Origin of the sequence: Rhizobium sp. Rhizsp82 (genome assembly GCF_047325115.1) — a bacterium.
Classification (GTDB): domain Bacteria; phylum Pseudomonadota; class Alphaproteobacteria; order Rhizobiales; family Rhizobiaceae; genus Rhizobium.
The window spans coordinates 345,548-361,515 of the sequence record NZ_CP168571.1; the positions used below are offsets into that span (position 1 = coordinate 345,548).

Genomic DNA, 15,968 nt, shown 5'->3' on the forward strand with positions numbered 1-15,968 from the left:
GGTGAACTGGAACGAAAAAGGCGCCTGCAATGAGGCGCCTTTTCAAGGGTTTATGCGGCACGGATGGTTGTGCCGTCGCTGTTTGCGGCAGGCCCGATCCGTTGGATCGGGCCGGGCAATGCGGGTGTCTCGCCTGCGGTGACCAGAGCCTCGCCGCTGGCGCTGTCGATGGTGGCGGAAAACATCATCTCGACGTTATCGGGATTGGCATAGCCATAGGCCTGATGCGCGGCGATCGAAACGATATCGCCGGCGAGTGCGGCGATCTCTTCGCGCCGTCCATCGGCCATCCGCCAGATCGACAGGCGTCCCGCGATGACGCGCAGCACCTGCGGGCTGTCGATCACCTCGGGCGTGGCGCTGCCGCCGGCCGGAACGGTGACGTCGACGATGCTCAGCCAGGAGCCTTGCAGCCGGACTTGCCGCTCGATGCGGTCGCCGGCCACGAAATAGACCTTCGCGCCCGTCTGCGCCAAAGTCTTAACACTGGAGTTGGACATTAACGTCCCTTTCATTCTTTTTCTTACGGCACGCCCGTTAGACCTTCGCGGCGCGTTTGGCAACGGCTGAGATGTCGCGTGCTACGGTCGCGAAGCGATCGGCGATCTCGGCAAGCGCCGTTCTCTGGACCGTCTCGGCCGGGATCACGCCGCCCAGCGGGTCCGGCAGGTCGCGTGTTGCTGTGGCCGAGGCGATGACCGTCGACTTCAAGCCGAGATCGAGTGCCGCGCGCGCCGTGGCGCCGACGCACATGTGGGTCATGAAGCCGGTGAGCACAAGTTCGCTCCTGCCGGTTTCCCTGGCTATGCCGGTCAGGACGGCATGGAGGTCCGTTCCGGCAAAGGCATTCGGCAGCGTCTTTTCGACCACGCGTTCGCCGTTGACGGGCGCCAGCGCCGCAATGATTTCGGCGCCGTGCGAGCTGGGGTCAAAGAGCCAGCTTCCCGCTCCCGACTTATGGATGACATGAACGACGGGAACGCCGTTTTCGCGCGCCAGATCGAGCAGGTGGCGGATTTCGGCGACGGCCGCTTCCACGCCGGTGAGCGGCAGGCTTCCGTCGACATAGTCGTTCTGCGCGTCGATCACCACGATGACGGCTTTCTGCCAGTCGGCGGCTTCGGCGGTGGCGCCGCTGCGCTGAAGAAGGGTGAGGGGAGCCATGGATCTATCTCCTGTTTCGGTTGGCAGCGCAGGAATAGCGGCTTCCGTCATGAGCGAATATTCGCTATTTAAGCGCAATGACTGAGCAGAAACGCACAGATATCGACTGGGAAGACCTGCGCTTCTTTGCGGCGCTCGCTCGCCATGGCAGCCTGTCGGCGGCGGCCCGCGCGCTCAAGGTCAATCACGCCACCGTCGCCCGCCGCATATCGGCGCTGGAAATGACGCTCGGCGTCCAGCTCTTCGAGCGCCGCCCGGATGGATATGTCCTGACCGTGCAGGGGCAGTCGATATCGGCGGAGACGACGTCGATGGCGACCGCGGCCTCCGTCATCCGCGATCGGCTCGTGTCGCCGGAGGGGCCGAGCGGGCGCGTGCGGTTGACGACCATCCGCTCGGTTGCCGATCTGCTTCTGGCGCCGCATCTCGGCAAAATCCTCGATGGGCTTCCAGGCATCGAGCTTGAGATTCTGACCGATGTCCGCGTCCATAGTCTTGCGCATCGCGAAGCCGATATCGCGCTGCGGCTCGGCCGCCCTGCGGATAGCGATCTCACCGGCAAGCGTGTCGCAACGATTACCCACGGCTTCTATGCCAGCGAGGCGGTGGCTGCCCGCTGGAGGAGTGGCGAAGCCGTGCCGTTGATCGGATTCGACCTCGACAGCGACCTGCTGATCGCCGAAGCCCGCTGGCTGGAGACCCACCATGCGCGCCATCCCTATTCGGTGCGCTCCGGCAGCGCCATCACCCAGGCCGTCGCCGCCGCGGGCGGCATGGGTGTCGCGATGCTCCAGCGGTTCCAGGCACGGCAATATCCCTCGCTCGTCGAGATCGATTTCGGTGCCGTTATGCCTGACCGCGAACTCTGGATGCTGGCGCCGCCCGGCCTCAGGGACGTGCCGAGGGTCAGCGCCATCTGGGAACGTCTCTCGGCGCTGTTCGCGGGTATGGCGACCCTCTAGATCTTCTTCTCCGTCTTGATGCGGCCTACCACCGCGTCGAGCACGGCGCCGTTGTCGGCGATGAACCGTTCGGCCACGGTCCTCAACTGCTCGATATTCGTGGCGCTGGCATCGTCGAGATCGTCATTGGCGCCCTGCAGCCTCCCGTCGATGCGGAAATAGGCGAGTGTTTCGGGCTTGGCAAAGCTCATGTCGGTGGAGCCCTCGGCGTTCAGCTTGGCACCCTTCGGGTTCAGCAGCTTGTTGGCCTGATAGGCTGCCGTGCTCGCCTGTCCCTGCATCAGCACGGAGATCAGCGGCGTGCCGTTCTGCGGGTTGATCCAGCCGAAGGCGCCCCAGTCCTTGGCCTGCTGATAGGGGATCTTGCGGTTCTGCCGCCCGGTGCCGAGCGAGAGCACGACGAAACTGTCGCTCGCCGCCTGCCAGAGCTTGCGGGCCTCGACATAGGCGGCCAGAACCGGATCGTTGGCGAAGACGCCGCCATCGATCAGCGGGATCTTCCGCTGCTCGTCGCCGGCGGGTTTTGCCAGGTTCTCGACCAGCGCCGGCTCGAAATAGGTGGGTGCCGCGGAGGAGCCGCGCGCTGCTTCCCAGAAGCGGAACTTGGCATTCTCCATATCGCAATTGGTCATGAACACCGCTTCGCGCTGGTGGATGTCGTAGGCGGTGATCAGCACCTTCGTCAGCCCGTCGGCGATCAGTGTGTTGGCGCCGAGCCGCGCCTGCAGCTTTTCTTCCAGCGTCGCCGCGCTGTAGCGTTCTTCCTGCCAGCCGCCGATATTGATGATCCGCGAGATCAGTTTCGAGTAGAAGATATCCTTGCCTTCGTCCGCATAGAGCTTGACGAGATCACCGGGCGTGCAGGCGGCGGTCTTCTTGTTCTTCGGGTTCGGGCAGGTGAGCCCTGCCGCGATGATGCCGCCGGTCGAGGTGCCGCCGATCAGGTCAAAAACCTCGTGCATCGCCGGCCCCTTCAGGCGCCTGGCGAGCTCCTCGATGATGATTGCTGGAATGAGGCCGCGAATGCCGCCGCCATCGATCGACAGGATGAATCGAACTGTCATGGTCCCCTCCACGCCGGAGTCATTCCGGGCGAGCGGGATTATGCCTCATGTATTATAAATTGCAATTCGACTAAATACACCAATAAATAGTTAACGATTGCGCCTCGACTGTCCCGATCCCGAACATTCCAAGAGGCCAATCAGAATTGGGTGATGACGCTGATGCCGAGCCCTTCGGAGCGCTCCATTGCCACCAGCGCCGGAACTCCCTCCTCGAGGCTGATGCGCTTGCCGATCAGCTTCTGAGGCGCGATCTTGCCGGCCGAAAGCATGGAGAGCATCGCGTCGTAGCGCCAGGCCTGCATGCCGTGGCTGCCATAGATCTCCAGCTCGTGGCCGATCACCTGCGCCATCGGGATCTGCGGCGTCGAGTGATCGCCGAGCATCAGGCCAATCTGCACATGGCGCCCGCGGCGGCGCAGGTTCTTGATCGAGTTGAAGCAGGTGACGGGATGGCCGAGCGCGTCGATCGAGACATGCGCACCACCCTTTGTGATCTCGCGTACCGCTTCCGGGACGTCGCCGACGGTCGCCGCATTGATCGTCGCCACCGCGCCGCATTCGCGGGCAAACGCGAGCTTCTCGTCGGAGATGTCGATGGCAACAGGATTGGCGCCGAGCGCCGCGGCAATCATGATCGCCGAGAGGCCGACGCCGCCGCAGCCGTGGATGGCGATCCATTCGCCGGGGCCGGTGCGCGCCTGGTCCGCCACGGCGCGGAACGAGGTGGCGAAGCGGCAGCCGAGGCTCGCGGCGGTCGCATCGTCGATCTCCTCGGGCAGATGCACGAGATTGGTCTCGGCATAATCGATCGCCACATATTCGGCGAACGAACCCCAATGGGTGAAGCCAGGCTGGAACTGGTTGGGGCAGACCTGCTGGTTGCCCGAATGGCACTCGCCGCAATGGCCGCAGCCGGAAACGAAGGGTACGGTGACGCGGTCGCCGACCTTGAAGCGCATCACGCCCTTGCCCGTTGCCACCACCTTGCCGGCAAGCTCGTGGCCCGGCACATGCGGCAGGCGGATGTCGGGGTCGTGGCCCATCCAGCCGTGCCAGTCGCTGCGGCAGAGCCCGGTGGCGCCGACGGCGATGACGACGCCGTCTTCCGAAGGCGAGGGATCGGCCACGGTGCGGATCTCCGGCGTCTTGCCGAAGGCGTCGTAATACATGGCTTTCATCGGGCTCTCCTTCGTCTGCGATTCCGTCCATATCATCGCACGCGGACGCCACAGGATTCCATCATTTTTGCTGATAGACCCATCGCATCCGCGTGAAGCGCGACGATGGATTGTTGCGGCTTGCGATGCGCCCGCGCCATTTTCTTGCGTCCGGTTTTGGCGCACGAGTTTCTCCTTGACCCCGCCAACGGGGAAGGATTTTGCTGCTGCAACTTGTTTGAGGAGAAGAAAAATGGCCGTCAACACAGCGCCCCGCTCGACCACATGGACCTATGTCGATGGTGAGTGGCTTTCCGGCAATCCGCCGCTGATCGGCCCGACCTCGCATGCGATGTGGCTCGCCTCCACCGTCTTCGACGGCGCCCGCTGGTTCGATGGCATCGCCCCGGATCTCGACCAGCACTGCCAGCGCATCAACCGCTCGGCGCTCAACATGGGCCTGAAGCCGACCAAGACGCCCGAGGAAATCGAGGCTCTCGCGTGGGAAGGCATCAAGAAGTTCGACGGCAAGACACCGATCTACATCAAGCCGATGTACTGGGCAGAACACGGCGCCCCCTTTAGCGTCGTCACCGCCGATCCGGAATCGACCCGTTTCGTCCTCTGCCTTTTCGAAGCGCCGATGGGCGGCCATGGCGGCTCGTCGCTGACCGTTTCGCCCTTCCGCCGCCCGACGCCCGAGACGGCGATGACCGACGCCAAGGCCGGCTCGCTCTACCCGAATTCCGGCCGCGCCATCGCCGAGGCCCGCTCGCGCGGCTTCGACAACGCGCTGATGCGCGACACCAACGGCAACGTCGTCGAAACGGCATCCTCGAATGTCTTCATGGTCAAGGACGGCGTGGTCTTCACCCCCGTCGCCAACCGCACCTTCCTCGCAGGCATCACCCGCGCCCGCGTCATGGGCCTGTTGCGCCAGGCCGGTTTCGACGTGCGCGAGGCAACGCTCTCCGTCGAAGACTTCATGGGTGCCGACGAGATCTTCACCTCCGGCAACTACTCCAAGGTCGTCGGCGTGAACCGTCTCGATGGCCGCGACTTCCAGGAAGGCCCGGTCACCCGCAAGGCGCTCGAGCTTTACATGAACTGGGCTTATGGGCGGACGGCGAGCGGCGAATGAGCCGTAGGTAAGGCCGCAATCGCCAAGCCAGCGCCCGCGGCCCCCTCATCCGGCCCTATGGGCCACCTTCTCCCCGCGGGGAGAAGGGAATACCGTTTCGCGTCGCGCGCCTACATCCCCTCTCCCCTCGGGGAGAGGGCAGGGTGAGGGGGCTCACCCACTGCCGTCAATTCCTCAGGGCGAAAGCACCAGCTGCGCCCTCACACTGCCAGCATCCGCGCACGCTCATCCTGCGTGATCCCGTAATCCTTGCAGGGCAGGCCATCCGAGACCTCGTCGCTCAGGAACTTCATCCCGAGCTTCTCCGCCACCTTGATCGATGCATCGTTGCCGGCGAAGATATTCGCGACGATCCGCGGCAAGTTGAGCGTGTCGAAGCCGTGGTCGAGTACCGGGCGGGCGGCTTCCGTCGCGTAGCCCTGACCCCAGGCGTGGCGGTTCAGGCGCCAGCCGATTTCGATATCCGGGCCGATCGTGTCGTAGGGGATCAGCATGATCCAGCCGAGAAACTGCTTCGGCGCCGTTTTGGAAAAGATCGACCAGTAGCCGAGACCTTCGCCGAAATCGCTTTCCATGCGGTTGATGACGAAACGGCGATGCGCTTCTGGATCGGCCCAGGGGCCGGGGATGTAGCGTGTCACCTCGGGGTCGCGGTCCATCGCCATACAGTCATCGAGATCAGCCAGCGTGCGCGGGCGCAAAATGAGACGATCGGTGACGAATATCTGCTGCAAACTCCGTTTCCCCCGTTGCATGCGGTTTCGTTCTGAAACGCAATCATAGCGGCAGGAGTTGCAAACGATAGTCTCAGTTTTCGTCTTTTGGCTTCACAATCCACGTGAAGACCGCGCCGCCGGCCAGCAGCACGCAGGTTCCGAGGAAGACCGAGGGCATGCCGATATGGCCGCCGACGAAGCCGCCGAGCACGGGACCGGCGACCTGGCCGACATATTGCGACGAGACCGAGAGACCGAGAATGCTGCCCGCCGCGCTGTCTGGAACGCTATGGCGAATGACGGCGGAAATACACGGAAGCAAGCCGCCGAGCGCGATCCCCATCAGGAAGCGCAGGATGATCAGCTGCCAGGAACTGGTGACGAACGCCTGCGGGATCAGCAGCACCGCTGCGACAGCCAGCGCTCCGGCGATAACCGGCCAATGGCCGATCCGGTCGGCCAGCTTGCCGAGCCGCGAGGCCGACAGGATGCTGCCGAGCGCCGCCGCCGACATGACGACGCCTGATATCATCGTCACCTGCGACTGCTCCTTGGCGAGCTGCGCCACATAGACGGTGATGATCGGCTCGATCGACATATTGGCGAGCATCAGCAGCATGCCGGTCAACAGCATGGCGATCACCGGCCCCTTGTCGGGGATGGAGCTCCAGCCGCCGCTCGCCTTCGCCGCCTGCTTGCGGGAAGGGGATTTCTCTTCCTTGATCAGGAACGCCGTCGCCAGGAAGGCGAGGAAGATGATGCCGCCGGCCGCCAGAAACGTGCCGCGAATGCCGATGATCGGCGGCAGAACCCCGCCGATCAGGGGGCCGACGAGATTGCCGGCCATGATGCCCGAAGAGAGCATGCCGAGCGCCCAGGCCGAACGGTCCTTCGGCGTCTGTGTCGCGACCAGCACCATCGAGCCCGAGGAGTAACCACCCGCCAGGCCAACGAAGAGGCGCAGCGCCACCAGCTGCCAGACGTCACCCGCCATGCCCATCAGCGAGATGGCGATCGTCATGCCCAGGCTGGCGCGCACCAGCATCAGCTTGCGGCCGTAGATATCGCCGAGCCTGCCCCAGAGCGGCGCCACGAAGGCTGCGGCAAAGAAGGTCGCCCCATAGGCGATGCCCGACCACTGCACGATCGCGGGGTGATCGCTGACACCGAGCTCCTCGACATAGAGCGGCAGGAAGGGAAGCAGCAGCGTCATCGCCACGATCGTGGTGAAGGAGCCGATCAGCGAGATCGTCAGGTTGCGCTTCCAGTAAACGGACCCGGCCGCGGCATCTGCTGCGTCCATCGGGGTGTCGGTCATATCAGGGGCTCTTGCATTGCAATCTTGGGGGAGGGCCAGGTTACGCCCGGCTTTGCGCCCTGCCAAGGACGGTTCGGCCCCGAACCGTCGGCTGGTTTGCCCTAAAGGTCGATTTTTGCTATAAACCAATTGCGAAATGCAATCAGATAACGGAGGTTGCAATGAGCAGCAGCAACGAGCACGAAGCCATCATCCGAGGCCTGTTCGCCGCCTATGTCCAGGGCCGCAAGGATCTGGCGCGGCCGATGCTGGCGGATGACTTCACCTTTTCGAGCCCGCGTGACGACCATATCGGCCGTGATGCCTATTTCGAGCGCTGCTGGCCCGAGAAGCCGCCTTTCGGGGCCATCGAGATCGAATATCTCTCAATTGAAGGCGACGAGGCGGCTGTCCGCTACCGCGCCGTCAAGCATGACGGTACCGCTTTCCGCAACATGGAAAGCTTCCGCTTCAGGGGCGGCAAGGTCGCTTCGGTGGACGTCTATTTCGGTCGCGAAGCCTAGCGCTCGATGACGATTTCGTGGGCCGAGCGTGTCGCCGGCCCATGATAGACGGCCTCGATATTGTTGCCGTCGGGGTCGAGCAGGAAGCAGGCATAGTAGCCGGCATGATAATGCCGCTCGCCCGGCGCGCCGTGCTCGCGCCCGCCATGCGCCAGTCCCGCTTCGTAGAATCGCTGGACCGCGTCCTGATCGGCGGCCTGGAAGGCGAGGTGCAGGTGGCTGACATAGCTCTCGGCGGCATCGACATAGAGCTCGTCCGAGGAAAAGAAATTCTCGCCCTCATGCGTGAAGCGCCGTCCGAGCGCGCTGAGGACCGCCTGGTAGAACACCCGGCTCTTTTCCAGATCCCGCACTCTCAGATGCACATGATCGATCAGTCGTCCCTGGTGATACTGCATCGCGTTGCCCTCCCTAGAACAAGCGGATTGCCGATGTCGCAATGATGATGATCGAGACGGCGATCATCAAGGGCTTTACCGGCAGCCGCTTGACGAGCAGCGCGCCGAAGGGGGCGGCGATCACGCCGCCGATGATCAGCCCGATCGCCGAATCCAGTTCCGACCAGCCGAGCGTCACCACGAAAGTCAGCGAGATCACCAGCGTCACGGCAAATTCGGTAAGATTGGTCGAACCGATTACCTTCTTCGGATCATGGCCGCGCCCGACCAGCGTGCTTGTCACGATCGGCCCCCATCCGCCACCGCCGATCGCATCGAGCACACCGCCGCAGAGACCGACCGGCGGCACCGCCCAGTCATGCACATCGCGCGGCCAGCGCGGCCGGAAGGCCTTGTAGAGAATGATGAGGCCGATGGCGATCAGATAGGCGGAGACGAAGGGCTCGATCACCTTGCCGTCGACATTGGCGAGAATATAGGCGCCGACCGCGCCGCCGATCATCCCTGCCGGCGCCAGCCGCGCCACGAGCTTCCAGTCGACATTGCGCTGATAGGCATGAGACGCGCCGGAGGCAGCGGTCGTAAACATCTCCGCCACATGCGTCATGGCACTGGCATTGGCCGCCGGTACCCCGAGCGCCAGAAGGCTCGTCGTCGACAGCACCCCGAAAGCCATGCCGAGCGCCCCATCGACGATCTGCGCACAGAAGCCCACCAACACGAAAAACAGGAAATCGAGCGTCATGAAATTCCCCCGAAACCGACGTTCGGGAAACAACACGCGGGGGCTGAGAAAAGTTCCGGATGAACCCGGATCGTGCCACTTCATCCCCCGCCTTGTTCCTTAACGGGAAAAACACGTGGGTTTAACCATGTTGCTTAGGCTTTGATTCATCCTCCCGGAGCAGTTTGCGCGCCAGGGTGGCTGGGAACCAACCCCGAAGGATCGAAGCTCATGACCTATGCACTCGTGCTCTTCTCGGCCGTAACGGCAATCGTTGTCTCCATCTCGGCGATGGGCAGCGCACCTGCGCCCAACAGCAACTGGCCGCAAATTCATCCGGAAAAGACCTCCAGGCTGGTGCAGACGCATCAGCAGTAAATTGCCTTATTTCAGATGAACGTCAGGTTCATCACCGGTTCAGCGCGATCGGCAGAAGCTCCATCCTGGCTGGAAATTTTGGAGATTCGCAATGAAGATCATCACGCTGGCAGCAGCGCTCGTTATCGGAGGCCTTTCGGCGATATCCGCTGAAGCGATGCCGGTTGCGCCGCTTACTGCAAACACGACTGTCACGCCCGACGTGACCAAGGTCGACTACGCCTGCGGCCGCGGCTGGCACATGACCCGCTGGGGCGAATGCCGCCGCAACGAGTATCGCCGTTACGCACCGCCGGTCCGCTACTGGCACCGTCCTCCGCCGCCGCGCTGGGGCTGGGGTGGCGGCTGGGAACGCCCGCGCCCATATTACCGCGAGCGCGGCTGGGGCGGCTACGATCGCTACTGAGCCGAACGGCTTGAAAAGGAAACCGGGGCATTCGCCCCGGTTTTTGTTTGCGCTCAGGAGGCCAGCCCCATCCGCAAAGCCAATCCTGATCACTTCACCTTCGCTGCTGCCGCCGTCTTCTCCCCGGTGGTGACCAGCGCGAATTCCTTCATCTCCTCGGGCCTCAGGTAGTAGAGCCGGTCCGGCGGCGTCTCCATCGCGTGGATCCAGAGGCCGGGCTTGATGCCCATCTCGTCGAGATGACGGGTGACGTCGGCGGTGGTCCGCTGCGCATCGGACATGGCGCGCTCCGGCGAGAGCTTCTCCTTCGAGCCGTTGAAGACCTGATGGACGCCGATGACGGCGCCGTCCTCGGCGTTGCGGGTGATGCCGCCGGCGAGCACGATCGGGCAGGAGGAGGCGCAGAGCGCGCCTTTGACGACCTTCGTGCCGATCTTCTTCTCGCGGATCAGCTTCGACATGGCGAGCGCATCACCGACGGCGCCACCGGGCGAATCCAGCGATACCGTCTTCACATATTCGCCGCGGGCCTCGATCTCCTGCTGAAAACGTCCGGCTGCGCCATAGTCGATCGCGCCGCGCGCAAGCAGGATGCCGCCGGGCTGGAGCTCGAAAGTGATCGGCTGTTTCAGCAGCTCGACGCTGGTGGTGATTTCGGATGGCGCGTTGTCAGGCTCGCCATCGGTTAGCACGGGTGGCAGCACTGGCATGCTGTCGGGGGCCGCCGGATCGAAGACCGGCAGCTCGGCATTGGCGATCATCAGGTTGCGGAAGTCGATGACGAGGAAGGCGACGGCGGCGGCGATCAGCGCATGCAGCACCAGCCGCGGCAGCGTCGAATCGTCGATCGAAAGCAGCTTGCGTTTCAGCTGGTCTCCCGCCGCCTCGATCTTCATGCCTGTGGTCCCTTGCGCGGCGGCTTGCCGGGCAGGTCGAGGCTGGTGACGTTGGAAGGCTCGGGTTCAGGCGCATCGGCGGCATGTGCTTCGGACGTCGCTTCCGCATGGCCCTCCGCCCTCGCATCGGCCTTGGCTTCCGCCCTCGCGACGACCGCCTCGATATCGATGCCGCGCGCCTGCAGCGCGCGCTGCACCTCGATCGCCTCCAGAAGTTCGGCGGCGGTGATCCGCTCGGCGAATGGCATGGCCTGCTCCTGCCGCCGCAGCGCCCCATGCGCTACCGACAGCATCAGAACCAGCACGCCCGGCAGAAGGTCGATCGAGATCGCACCCGCCCAGCTGGGGATGAAATCAGACGCATAGCGCAGCACGGCTTCGGCCGAGGACAGCGGCACGAAGCGCCGTTCGCCCACGGGCTCGCGCGCCAGAATCTGGTCGGCCGCCTGCGACAGGACCTTGGATTGTGCCGCAACCGAGGAGCGGATCGTCTCCATCACCTGATCCTGGCGGTTGGCAAGTTCCGCCTCGCGGCCATCGGCAACAGGGGCGATGAAGCCGAGCGACAGGTCTTCGGCGGCGCGTTTGACCGAAGGGGCGATCGAGGTCTGTTCCAGCGAAGTGATGACGCCGGTGAGTGCAACGACCTCGGCGGCGAATTGATCGGCGCGCTGATCGATGGCGCCTGGCGCTGAAACCAGCGTCCGCATCGTTTCCAGATGCTTGCGGCCATCGTCGAAGAGGGTGGTGACGCGTTCGCGAGAGGCATTGATGTTATTCTGCAGCTCCGTCAGCTGCGAAGCCATCTGCGAGAGCAGCTGCACGACGCTGCCCGCGCCTGTCGTGCCGGTCAGAGCGCCGGTCTCGCGCTCCTGATCGGCGAGCCGCTGGAAGCGTTCCTGCGTGCGCTGGATATCCGGCAGAAGGCTCTGCGCCGCCAGCGCATTCTGGTGCGCCCGATCGAGGTCGCCGGTATAGTCTTCCAGCGTTTCGGCAAGGTGCTGTTCGAGGGCTGCCGAACCCGCAAGCGCCGCCGCATTCAGCCAGCTCGCCATGGCGATGATCATCGCGCAGCCGAGCGCCATGATGCCGAGCAGGGCGGTGCGCGCCGCCACCGTCGTCACATGCGGATAGAAGCGGGCGAGATAGGTCCAGAAGGCATAAATGGCCACCGAGACCGCCGCCGAATAGATCAGCGCCGCGAAGAAGGTGGAGGTCGGCGAGCCGTCGAGAAGACTGCGCACGCCGAGATAGGTATAGACGCCGGAAGCGAGCGCGAGGACCGCGAGCGCAAAGCGCGTCATCGTTTCGACGGCTTCGATGCCGTCGTGCAGGCGGTGAGATGCGCCAAGCGCCATGGTTTTCCTCCGGTCGGTATCCTCTTAAGAAACCCTTAAAATCCCGGCGAAAACAAGGCCTTCAAAATGAGCGTGCCGCTTACTCCGCAGGCGGTACGCGCATCGGCTCGCCGGGCATTTCCCGTTCGCCAGCAAAACCATCGGCAGCGACTTCTCGGAAATATCGATCAGCGGCGAGTAGGTGGCTGCTGGCATGCGCAGCTCTTCCGCTTCTTCCATGACCGGCGCCGAAGGCCTGTCGCCGCGAGCCACTTCCAGCTGGCCGTTGAGGATGGCACGCTCGGCGCGCAGCTGGCGGATTTCCGACTTGGCGATCTCCAGGCTGGTTCTGAGCTGGCCGATCTCGTGGCGGTCGCTGTCCATGCGGGTATCGAGGTCGCGCTTCATCGCGTCCGCCTCGCGGTCGCGGCGGGTGCGCAGGGTTTCGGCTTCGCGCAGCTTCGCGGTCAGCTCGTTGTTATAGGCGGAGAGTTCGCGACGGGCGGTCTCGTTCTCGGTGCCGGTCACGCGGGTGCGGCGCAGCTCGTCCTCGACACGCTCGGCGCGCGAAATGGTTGCCGCCAGTTCCGATTTCAGCCGCTTCATCTCGCCGCGCGCCGACTGCAGTTCCTCGTCGGTCATCTTGTTGCGGCCGTTGGCGGTGATCAGCAGCTTTTCGACAAGCTCCGCCTTGGAGCCGACAGCGTCGCTCTTCGTCGTCAGATGGGCGATCTCGAGCGCCGAGGAGGTGGTGATCGTGTGCAGCTCGACCTCGGCGCGCTTGTGGCGCTCCTCGACCAGCGACAATTCCTGCTTCAGCTTGGCGATCGCCGTCTGCAGGTTGGAAACCAGGCCTTCCTGTTCCATCAGGCCGGCCTTCAGGTGACCGCGCTCTTCCGTCAGCCGGGCGATGTCGCGTGCCTGCGAGGCGCTTTCGCGCCGCGAGGTTTCGGTCAGCAGCTGCAGCGCGGTGGTCTCGCTGTCCAGCTTGTCGCGGGTGGCGGAAAGTTCGCGGCTGCGGCTGTCCAGATCCTGCTGGGCGCGCTTCAACAGCGTCGAGGCCTCGTCATACTGCATGGCGCGGGCGGCAAGCTCGCGCTCCGCGTCGATCAGCCGGCTTTCGATGATCGAGAATTCCTCGCAGGTCACGCCATGGACGTTCTGCAGCTTGGTCAGCTCGTCGCGCACCGCTTCGATCTCTATGCGGTACTGGCCGTTGGCGGTGCGGATGTCCTTGTTCTCGGAGGCGAGCCGGGCATTGTCCGCATCGGCCTTGCGCCGCGCGCTGCTTTCGTAATCGAGCAGCGAGCTGATACGGGCGCATTCGGCCTGCAGCCTGCCGGTATCGTTGAGGGACTGGTCATGGGCGCCGATCAGTGCCGAGACGCGATCCTGCAAGGCCGAAAGGCCGGCGACGAGTTCCTTGGAATTGCGCTGGTTTTCTTCGAGCACCGAACCGAAAGCCTGGAAATCATCGATCTCCGGCATCTGGTAGGGTTGCGGGGCTGCCGGCTGCGGCGCCATCGGCTGCTCGGTGATGGAGACCGGCCGGTAGGCCTGGCCAGTGCTGCGAATATCCGTCTTGCCCGGCTCTTCGCCCCGGCGGAAAAAACTCATGACCATCACGCGCCCCAGAAAATGAATGTCAAAAAGCAGTCTGAAACTATCAATTCACGCTAATTAAGCTGATCCTATCAAAGGTTGCCCTAACGATCTTTGCCCGGATAACTTGTAGACGCATCTAGGCCGCGAAAACCGGCGCCTGTCAAAGCATCGTTCCATGAAATCAACAGTTTTTTAAGATTCGTTACCGCCGCTGCCAGTCTTCATTCGTCGGGCAGCAGGTCGAGCTCGTCGGTCTTCAGTTCGGTGCCGATCTCGGCCGCCTTCGACTGCTTGTCGTAGACGCAGATATGGGTGACGAAGCCATTGCCGCCCTTCGGCTTGCCCGTTACCAGCGCCAGCCCGTAATGCTCGCTGCCGAACGGATCGACGACGGCTCTGGCAAATTCGAGCGAGGGTGTCGCCGCCTCCTTGCATTTCGCCGCCACGTCATCGGCAAAATCCTTCCAGGCGTCGTCCGAGGAGGCGGAGGCGCTGCCGGCGGCAAAAGTCAGGAGGAGGGCGGGGAGAAAGCGGATTTTATTCCTCTGCATCATGGCCTCGTTCAGTTCGCTGTTGCGGATCCTGCCGGTTTTGCATCGGCATCATCGGTGATTTGGGGGCAGAAAGCCAAGCCCGCAATCAAGGCAATTTTTCCTCTGACGCTCCGTTTTTTGATCGTTCCGCCGTTGCCACGCCGAACTTCGGCTCCTATGTTCCGCCTCACCTGCCGATCACGCAACCCATTGCCAAGAGGAGACTTACAATGGCTTTCGAATTGCCCGCACTCCCGTACGACTACGAAGCGCTTTCGCCCTTCATGTCGAAGGAAACGCTGGAGTTCCATCACGACAAGCACCACAAGGCTTATGTCGACAACGGCAACAAGCTGGCTGCTGAAGCAGGCATGGCCGACCTTTCGCTCGAGGAAGTCGTCAAGAAGTCCTTCGGCACCAATGCCGGCCTCTTCAACAATGCTGCCCAGCACTACAACCACGTCCACTTCTGGAAGTGGATGAAGAAGGGCGGCGGCGGCAACAAGCTGCCGGGCAAGCTCGAAGCTGCCTTCAACTCCGACCTCGGCGGCTATGACAAGTTCAAGGCCGATTTCGCCAATGCCGGCGCCACGCAGTTCGGCTCCGGCTGGGCCTGGGTTTCCGTCAAGAACGGCAAACTCGAAATCTCCAAGACCCCGAACGGCGAAAACCCGCTCGTCCACGGCGCCACCCCGATCCTCGGCGTCGACGTCTGGGAACACTCCTATTACATCGACTACCGCAACGCCCGCCCGAAGTACCTCGAGGCCTTCGTCGACAGCCTGATCAACTGGGACTACGTCCTGGAGCGCTACGAAGAAGCCACGAAGTAATCGGTTCGGACAGAACGGATTTGCTGACACCCGGTGCGAGAGCGCCGGGTGTTTTCGTTTGGGCTGGTGCCCTCCGGCACACAGGGAGCTCGGCTTGATCGCAAACAGCGTTTGGTGTATCCAGTAAATGAGGTACGTACATCAGATTTGTTGCCGTGAGGAGGAGAGGTGCTATGATGAAGGCGTTCGAGCTCGATCCTGCATTTGCAATAGCGGACGAACAGGCTTTGCGCGGTCTGTTCGAAGCAACGCATGCCCTGGCGATCCAGAAGTGCCGCGACACGCTCGGCCCGCACGCGCAGGATTTTATCCGCCGTTCGCCTTTCCTCTGCATCGGCACGCAGAACATCGATGGAAAAGCGGATGTCAGCCCGCGCGGCGATCCCGCTGGTTTCGTCCGGATTCTCGACGAGCGGACGCTGGCGATACCCGACCGGCCGGGAAACAATCGTCTCGACACGCTGGTCAACATACTCGCCAATCCCAGCGTCGGCCTGCTCTTCATCATCCCCGGCTTCGACGACACGCTGCGCGTCAATGGCCGCGCGAGACTGACGACGGAACCTGCGCTTCTGGAGAGCATGGCGGTAAACGGTCGCGCGCCGAAGCTCGCCATCGTCATCGAAGTCGACGAGGTCTTCATGCATTGCGCCAAGGCCTTCCGCCGCTCCCATCTCTGGGACCCGGACTACCGGCAGGACCGCAGCGAAATGCCGTCGCTGGTGAAGATCATCCTTGACGAAACAACCGGCGCGCCGAGCGACGAACGCGCGATGCGCGACATCGACGACCAGCTGGAAGCGGATTATAAGCGGACGCTTTATTGAGGC

General features: G+C 63.3%; 19 protein-coding genes. 7 read left to right on the top strand and 12 right to left on the bottom strand.

The window, feature by feature from the left end:
* Window positions 1-50: 50 nt before the first annotated feature.
* Together ACEN84_RS25765 and ACEN84_RS25770 are read right to left on the bottom strand one after the other, a co-directional pair.
* Entirely contained in the window at window positions 51-500 is a 450-nt protein-coding gene (locus ACEN84_RS25765) for a cupin domain-containing protein (protein ID WP_413712172.1), read from the bottom strand.
* A 37-nt stretch (window positions 501-537) separates the two neighbouring features.
* Window positions 538-1,164 (bottom strand): cysteine hydrolase family protein, encoded by a 627-nt coding sequence (locus tag ACEN84_RS25770; protein WP_413712173.1) that lies wholly within the window; start codon window positions 1,162-1,164, stop codon window positions 538-540.
* A gap of 77 nt (window positions 1,165-1,241) precedes the next feature.
* Here ACEN84_RS25770 and ACEN84_RS25775 point away from each other — a divergent pair, with 77 nt between their 5' ends.
* A complete protein-coding gene (locus ACEN84_RS25775) occupies window positions 1,242-2,126 on the top strand; it encodes a LysR family transcriptional regulator (RefSeq protein ID WP_413712174.1) in 885 nt (294 codons plus the stop codon).
* Here ACEN84_RS25775 and ACEN84_RS25780 read toward each other — a convergent pair.
* Window positions 2,123-3,190 (bottom strand): patatin-like phospholipase family protein, encoded by a 1,068-nt coding sequence (locus ACEN84_RS25780; RefSeq protein ID WP_203430384.1) that lies wholly within the window; start codon window positions 3,188-3,190, stop codon window positions 2,123-2,125. The genes ACEN84_RS25775 and ACEN84_RS25780 overlap by 4 nt on opposite strands.
* A gap of 140 nt (window positions 3,191-3,330) precedes the next feature.
* Window positions 3,331-4,371, bottom strand: coding sequence for a zinc-dependent alcohol dehydrogenase family protein (locus ACEN84_RS25785; protein WP_130280729.1), 1,041 nt, complete (start codon window positions 4,369-4,371; stop codon window positions 3,331-3,333).
* 232 nt (window positions 4,372-4,603) lie between these two features.
* Between ACEN84_RS25785 and ACEN84_RS25790 the strand changes: the two genes are divergently transcribed.
* The gene (locus ACEN84_RS25790) at window positions 4,604-5,491 is read left to right on the top strand and encodes a branched-chain amino acid aminotransferase (RefSeq protein ID WP_413712175.1); all 888 of its coding nucleotides are present in this window, start codon (window positions 4,604-4,606) and stop codon (window positions 5,489-5,491) included.
* A gap of 200 nt (window positions 5,492-5,691) precedes the next feature.
* Here the strand turns inward: ACEN84_RS25790 and ACEN84_RS25795 are convergent, their stop codons facing one another.
* On the bottom strand, window positions 5,692-6,225 hold the full coding sequence (locus tag ACEN84_RS25795) for a GNAT family N-acetyltransferase (RefSeq protein WP_246777600.1): 534 nt from the start codon (window positions 6,223-6,225) through the stop codon (window positions 5,692-5,694).
* Window positions 6,226-6,298: 73 nt separating this feature from the next.
* A complete protein-coding gene (locus tag ACEN84_RS25800; RefSeq protein WP_413712176.1) occupies window positions 6,299-7,525 on the bottom strand; it encodes an MFS transporter in 1,227 nt (408 codons plus the stop codon).
* Between the two features lie 161 nt (window positions 7,526-7,686).
* Between ACEN84_RS25800 and ACEN84_RS25805 the strand changes: the two genes are divergently transcribed.
* The gene (locus tag ACEN84_RS25805; protein WP_413712177.1) at window positions 7,687-8,028 is read left to right on the top strand and encodes a nuclear transport factor 2 family protein; all 342 of its coding nucleotides are present in this window, start codon (window positions 7,687-7,689) and stop codon (window positions 8,026-8,028) included.
* On the opposite strand, the gene ACEN84_RS25810 is transcribed toward ACEN84_RS25805, so the two are convergent.
* Both ACEN84_RS25810 and ACEN84_RS25815 read right to left on the bottom strand, forming a co-directional pair.
* The gene (locus tag ACEN84_RS25810; protein ID WP_413712178.1) at window positions 8,025-8,426 is read right to left on the bottom strand and encodes a VOC family protein; all 402 of its coding nucleotides are present in this window, start codon (window positions 8,424-8,426) and stop codon (window positions 8,025-8,027) included. The two genes, ACEN84_RS25805 and ACEN84_RS25810, sit on opposite strands and share 4 nt — an antisense overlap.
* 13 nt (window positions 8,427-8,439) lie before the next feature.
* On the bottom strand, window positions 8,440-9,171 hold the full coding sequence (locus ACEN84_RS25815; RefSeq protein ID WP_413712179.1) for a sulfite exporter TauE/SafE family protein: 732 nt from the start codon (window positions 9,169-9,171) through the stop codon (window positions 8,440-8,442).
* A 210-nt stretch (window positions 9,172-9,381) separates the two neighbouring features.
* On the opposite strand from ACEN84_RS25815, the gene ACEN84_RS25820 reads away from it, so the two are divergent.
* Both ACEN84_RS25820 and ACEN84_RS25825 read left to right on the top strand, forming a co-directional pair.
* On the top strand, window positions 9,382-9,528 hold the full coding sequence (locus ACEN84_RS25820) for a hypothetical protein (protein WP_162708655.1): 147 nt from the start codon (window positions 9,382-9,384) through the stop codon (window positions 9,526-9,528).
* Window positions 9,529-9,619: 91 nt separating this feature from the next.
* Window positions 9,620-9,934 (top strand): GCG_CRPN prefix-to-repeats domain-containing protein, encoded by a 315-nt coding sequence (locus ACEN84_RS25825; RefSeq protein WP_130280741.1) that lies wholly within the window; start codon window positions 9,620-9,622, stop codon window positions 9,932-9,934.
* A gap of 89 nt (window positions 9,935-10,023) precedes the next feature.
* On the opposite strand, the gene ACEN84_RS25830 is transcribed toward ACEN84_RS25825, so the two are convergent.
* The 4 genes from ACEN84_RS25830 to ACEN84_RS25845 form a co-directional block, all read right to left on the bottom strand.
* Window positions 10,024-10,830 carry a hypothetical protein gene (locus tag ACEN84_RS25830; RefSeq protein ID WP_413712180.1) on the bottom strand — a complete coding sequence of 269 codons (807 nt, stop codon included), beginning with the start codon at window positions 10,828-10,830 and terminating at the stop codon, window positions 10,024-10,026.
* Entirely contained in the window at window positions 10,827-12,188 is a 1,362-nt protein-coding gene (locus ACEN84_RS25835) for a hypothetical protein (protein WP_413712181.1), read from the bottom strand. Before ACEN84_RS25835 ends, ACEN84_RS25830 begins: the two co-directional genes overlap by 4 nt.
* Window positions 12,189-12,212: 24 nt before the next feature.
* Window positions 12,213-13,790, bottom strand: a complete 1,578-nt coding sequence (locus ACEN84_RS25840) for a hypothetical protein (RefSeq protein ID WP_413712182.1) — start codon at window positions 13,788-13,790, stop codon at window positions 12,213-12,215.
* A 203-nt stretch (window positions 13,791-13,993) separates the two neighbouring features.
* Entirely contained in the window at window positions 13,994-14,323 is a 330-nt protein-coding gene (locus ACEN84_RS25845) for a hypothetical protein (RefSeq protein ID WP_112715136.1), read from the bottom strand.
* A 212-nt stretch (window positions 14,324-14,535) separates the two neighbouring features.
* Between ACEN84_RS25845 and ACEN84_RS25850 the strand changes: the two genes are divergently transcribed.
* Window positions 14,536-15,138, top strand: a complete 603-nt coding sequence (locus ACEN84_RS25850) for a superoxide dismutase (RefSeq protein WP_112715021.1) — start codon at window positions 14,536-14,538, stop codon at window positions 15,136-15,138.
* A 176-nt stretch (window positions 15,139-15,314) separates the two neighbouring features.
* Entirely contained in the window at window positions 15,315-15,965 is a 651-nt protein-coding gene (locus ACEN84_RS25855) for a pyridoxamine 5'-phosphate oxidase family protein (protein ID WP_413712538.1), read from the top strand.
* Window positions 15,966-15,968: the final 3 nt, after the last annotated feature.

What these genes read in the sequence shown, in the direction of transcription:
- ACEN84_RS25845 (WP_112715136.1), bottom strand. Translation starts at nt 14,323, where the DNA reads ATGCAGAGGAATAAAATCCGCTTTCTCCCCGCCCTCCTCCTGACTTTT.
- ACEN84_RS25820 (WP_162708655.1), top strand. Translation starts at nt 9,382, where the DNA reads ATGACCTATGCACTCGTGCTCTTCTCGGCCGTAACGGCAATCGTTGTC.
- ACEN84_RS25855 (WP_413712538.1), top strand. Translation starts at nt 15,315, where the DNA reads ATGAAGGCGTTCGAGCTCGATCCTGCATTTGCAATAGCGGACGAACAG.
- ACEN84_RS25770 (WP_413712173.1), bottom strand. Translation starts at nt 1,164, where the DNA reads ATGGCTCCCCTCACCCTTCTTCAGCGCAGCGGCGCCACCGCCGAAGCC.
- ACEN84_RS25830 (WP_413712180.1), bottom strand. Translation starts at nt 10,830, where the DNA reads ATGAAGATCGAGGCGGCGGGAGACCAGCTGAAACGCAAGCTGCTTTCG.
- ACEN84_RS25790 (WP_413712175.1), top strand. Translation starts at nt 4,604, where the DNA reads ATGGCCGTCAACACAGCGCCCCGCTCGACCACATGGACCTATGTCGAT.
- ACEN84_RS25835 (WP_413712181.1), bottom strand. Translation starts at nt 12,188, where the DNA reads ATGGCGCTTGGCGCATCTCACCGCCTGCACGACGGCATCGAAGCCGTC.
- ACEN84_RS25785 (WP_130280729.1), bottom strand. Translation starts at nt 4,371, where the DNA reads ATGAAAGCCATGTATTACGACGCCTTCGGCAAGACGCCGGAGATCCGC.
- ACEN84_RS25815 (WP_413712179.1), bottom strand. Translation starts at nt 9,171, where the DNA reads ATGACGCTCGATTTCCTGTTTTTCGTGTTGGTGGGCTTCTGTGCGCAG.
- ACEN84_RS25800 (WP_413712176.1), bottom strand. Translation starts at nt 7,525, where the DNA reads ATGACCGACACCCCGATGGACGCAGCAGATGCCGCGGCCGGGTCCGTT.
- ACEN84_RS25850 (WP_112715021.1), top strand. Translation starts at nt 14,536, where the DNA reads ATGGCTTTCGAATTGCCCGCACTCCCGTACGACTACGAAGCGCTTTCG.
- ACEN84_RS25805 (WP_413712177.1), top strand. Translation starts at nt 7,687, where the DNA reads ATGAGCAGCAGCAACGAGCACGAAGCCATCATCCGAGGCCTGTTCGCC.
- ACEN84_RS25775 (WP_413712174.1), top strand. Translation starts at nt 1,242, where the DNA reads ATGACTGAGCAGAAACGCACAGATATCGACTGGGAAGACCTGCGCTTC.
- ACEN84_RS25825 (WP_130280741.1), top strand. Translation starts at nt 9,620, where the DNA reads ATGAAGATCATCACGCTGGCAGCAGCGCTCGTTATCGGAGGCCTTTCG.
- ACEN84_RS25780 (WP_203430384.1), bottom strand. Translation starts at nt 3,190, where the DNA reads ATGACAGTTCGATTCATCCTGTCGATCGATGGCGGCGGCATTCGCGGC.
- ACEN84_RS25765 (WP_413712172.1), bottom strand. Translation starts at nt 500, where the DNA reads ATGTCCAACTCCAGTGTTAAGACTTTGGCGCAGACGGGCGCGAAGGTC.
- ACEN84_RS25810 (WP_413712178.1), bottom strand. Translation starts at nt 8,426, where the DNA reads ATGCAGTATCACCAGGGACGACTGATCGATCATGTGCATCTGAGAGTG.
- ACEN84_RS25840 (WP_413712182.1), bottom strand. Translation starts at nt 13,790, where the DNA reads ATGGTCATGAGTTTTTTCCGCCGGGGCGAAGAGCCGGGCAAGACGGAT.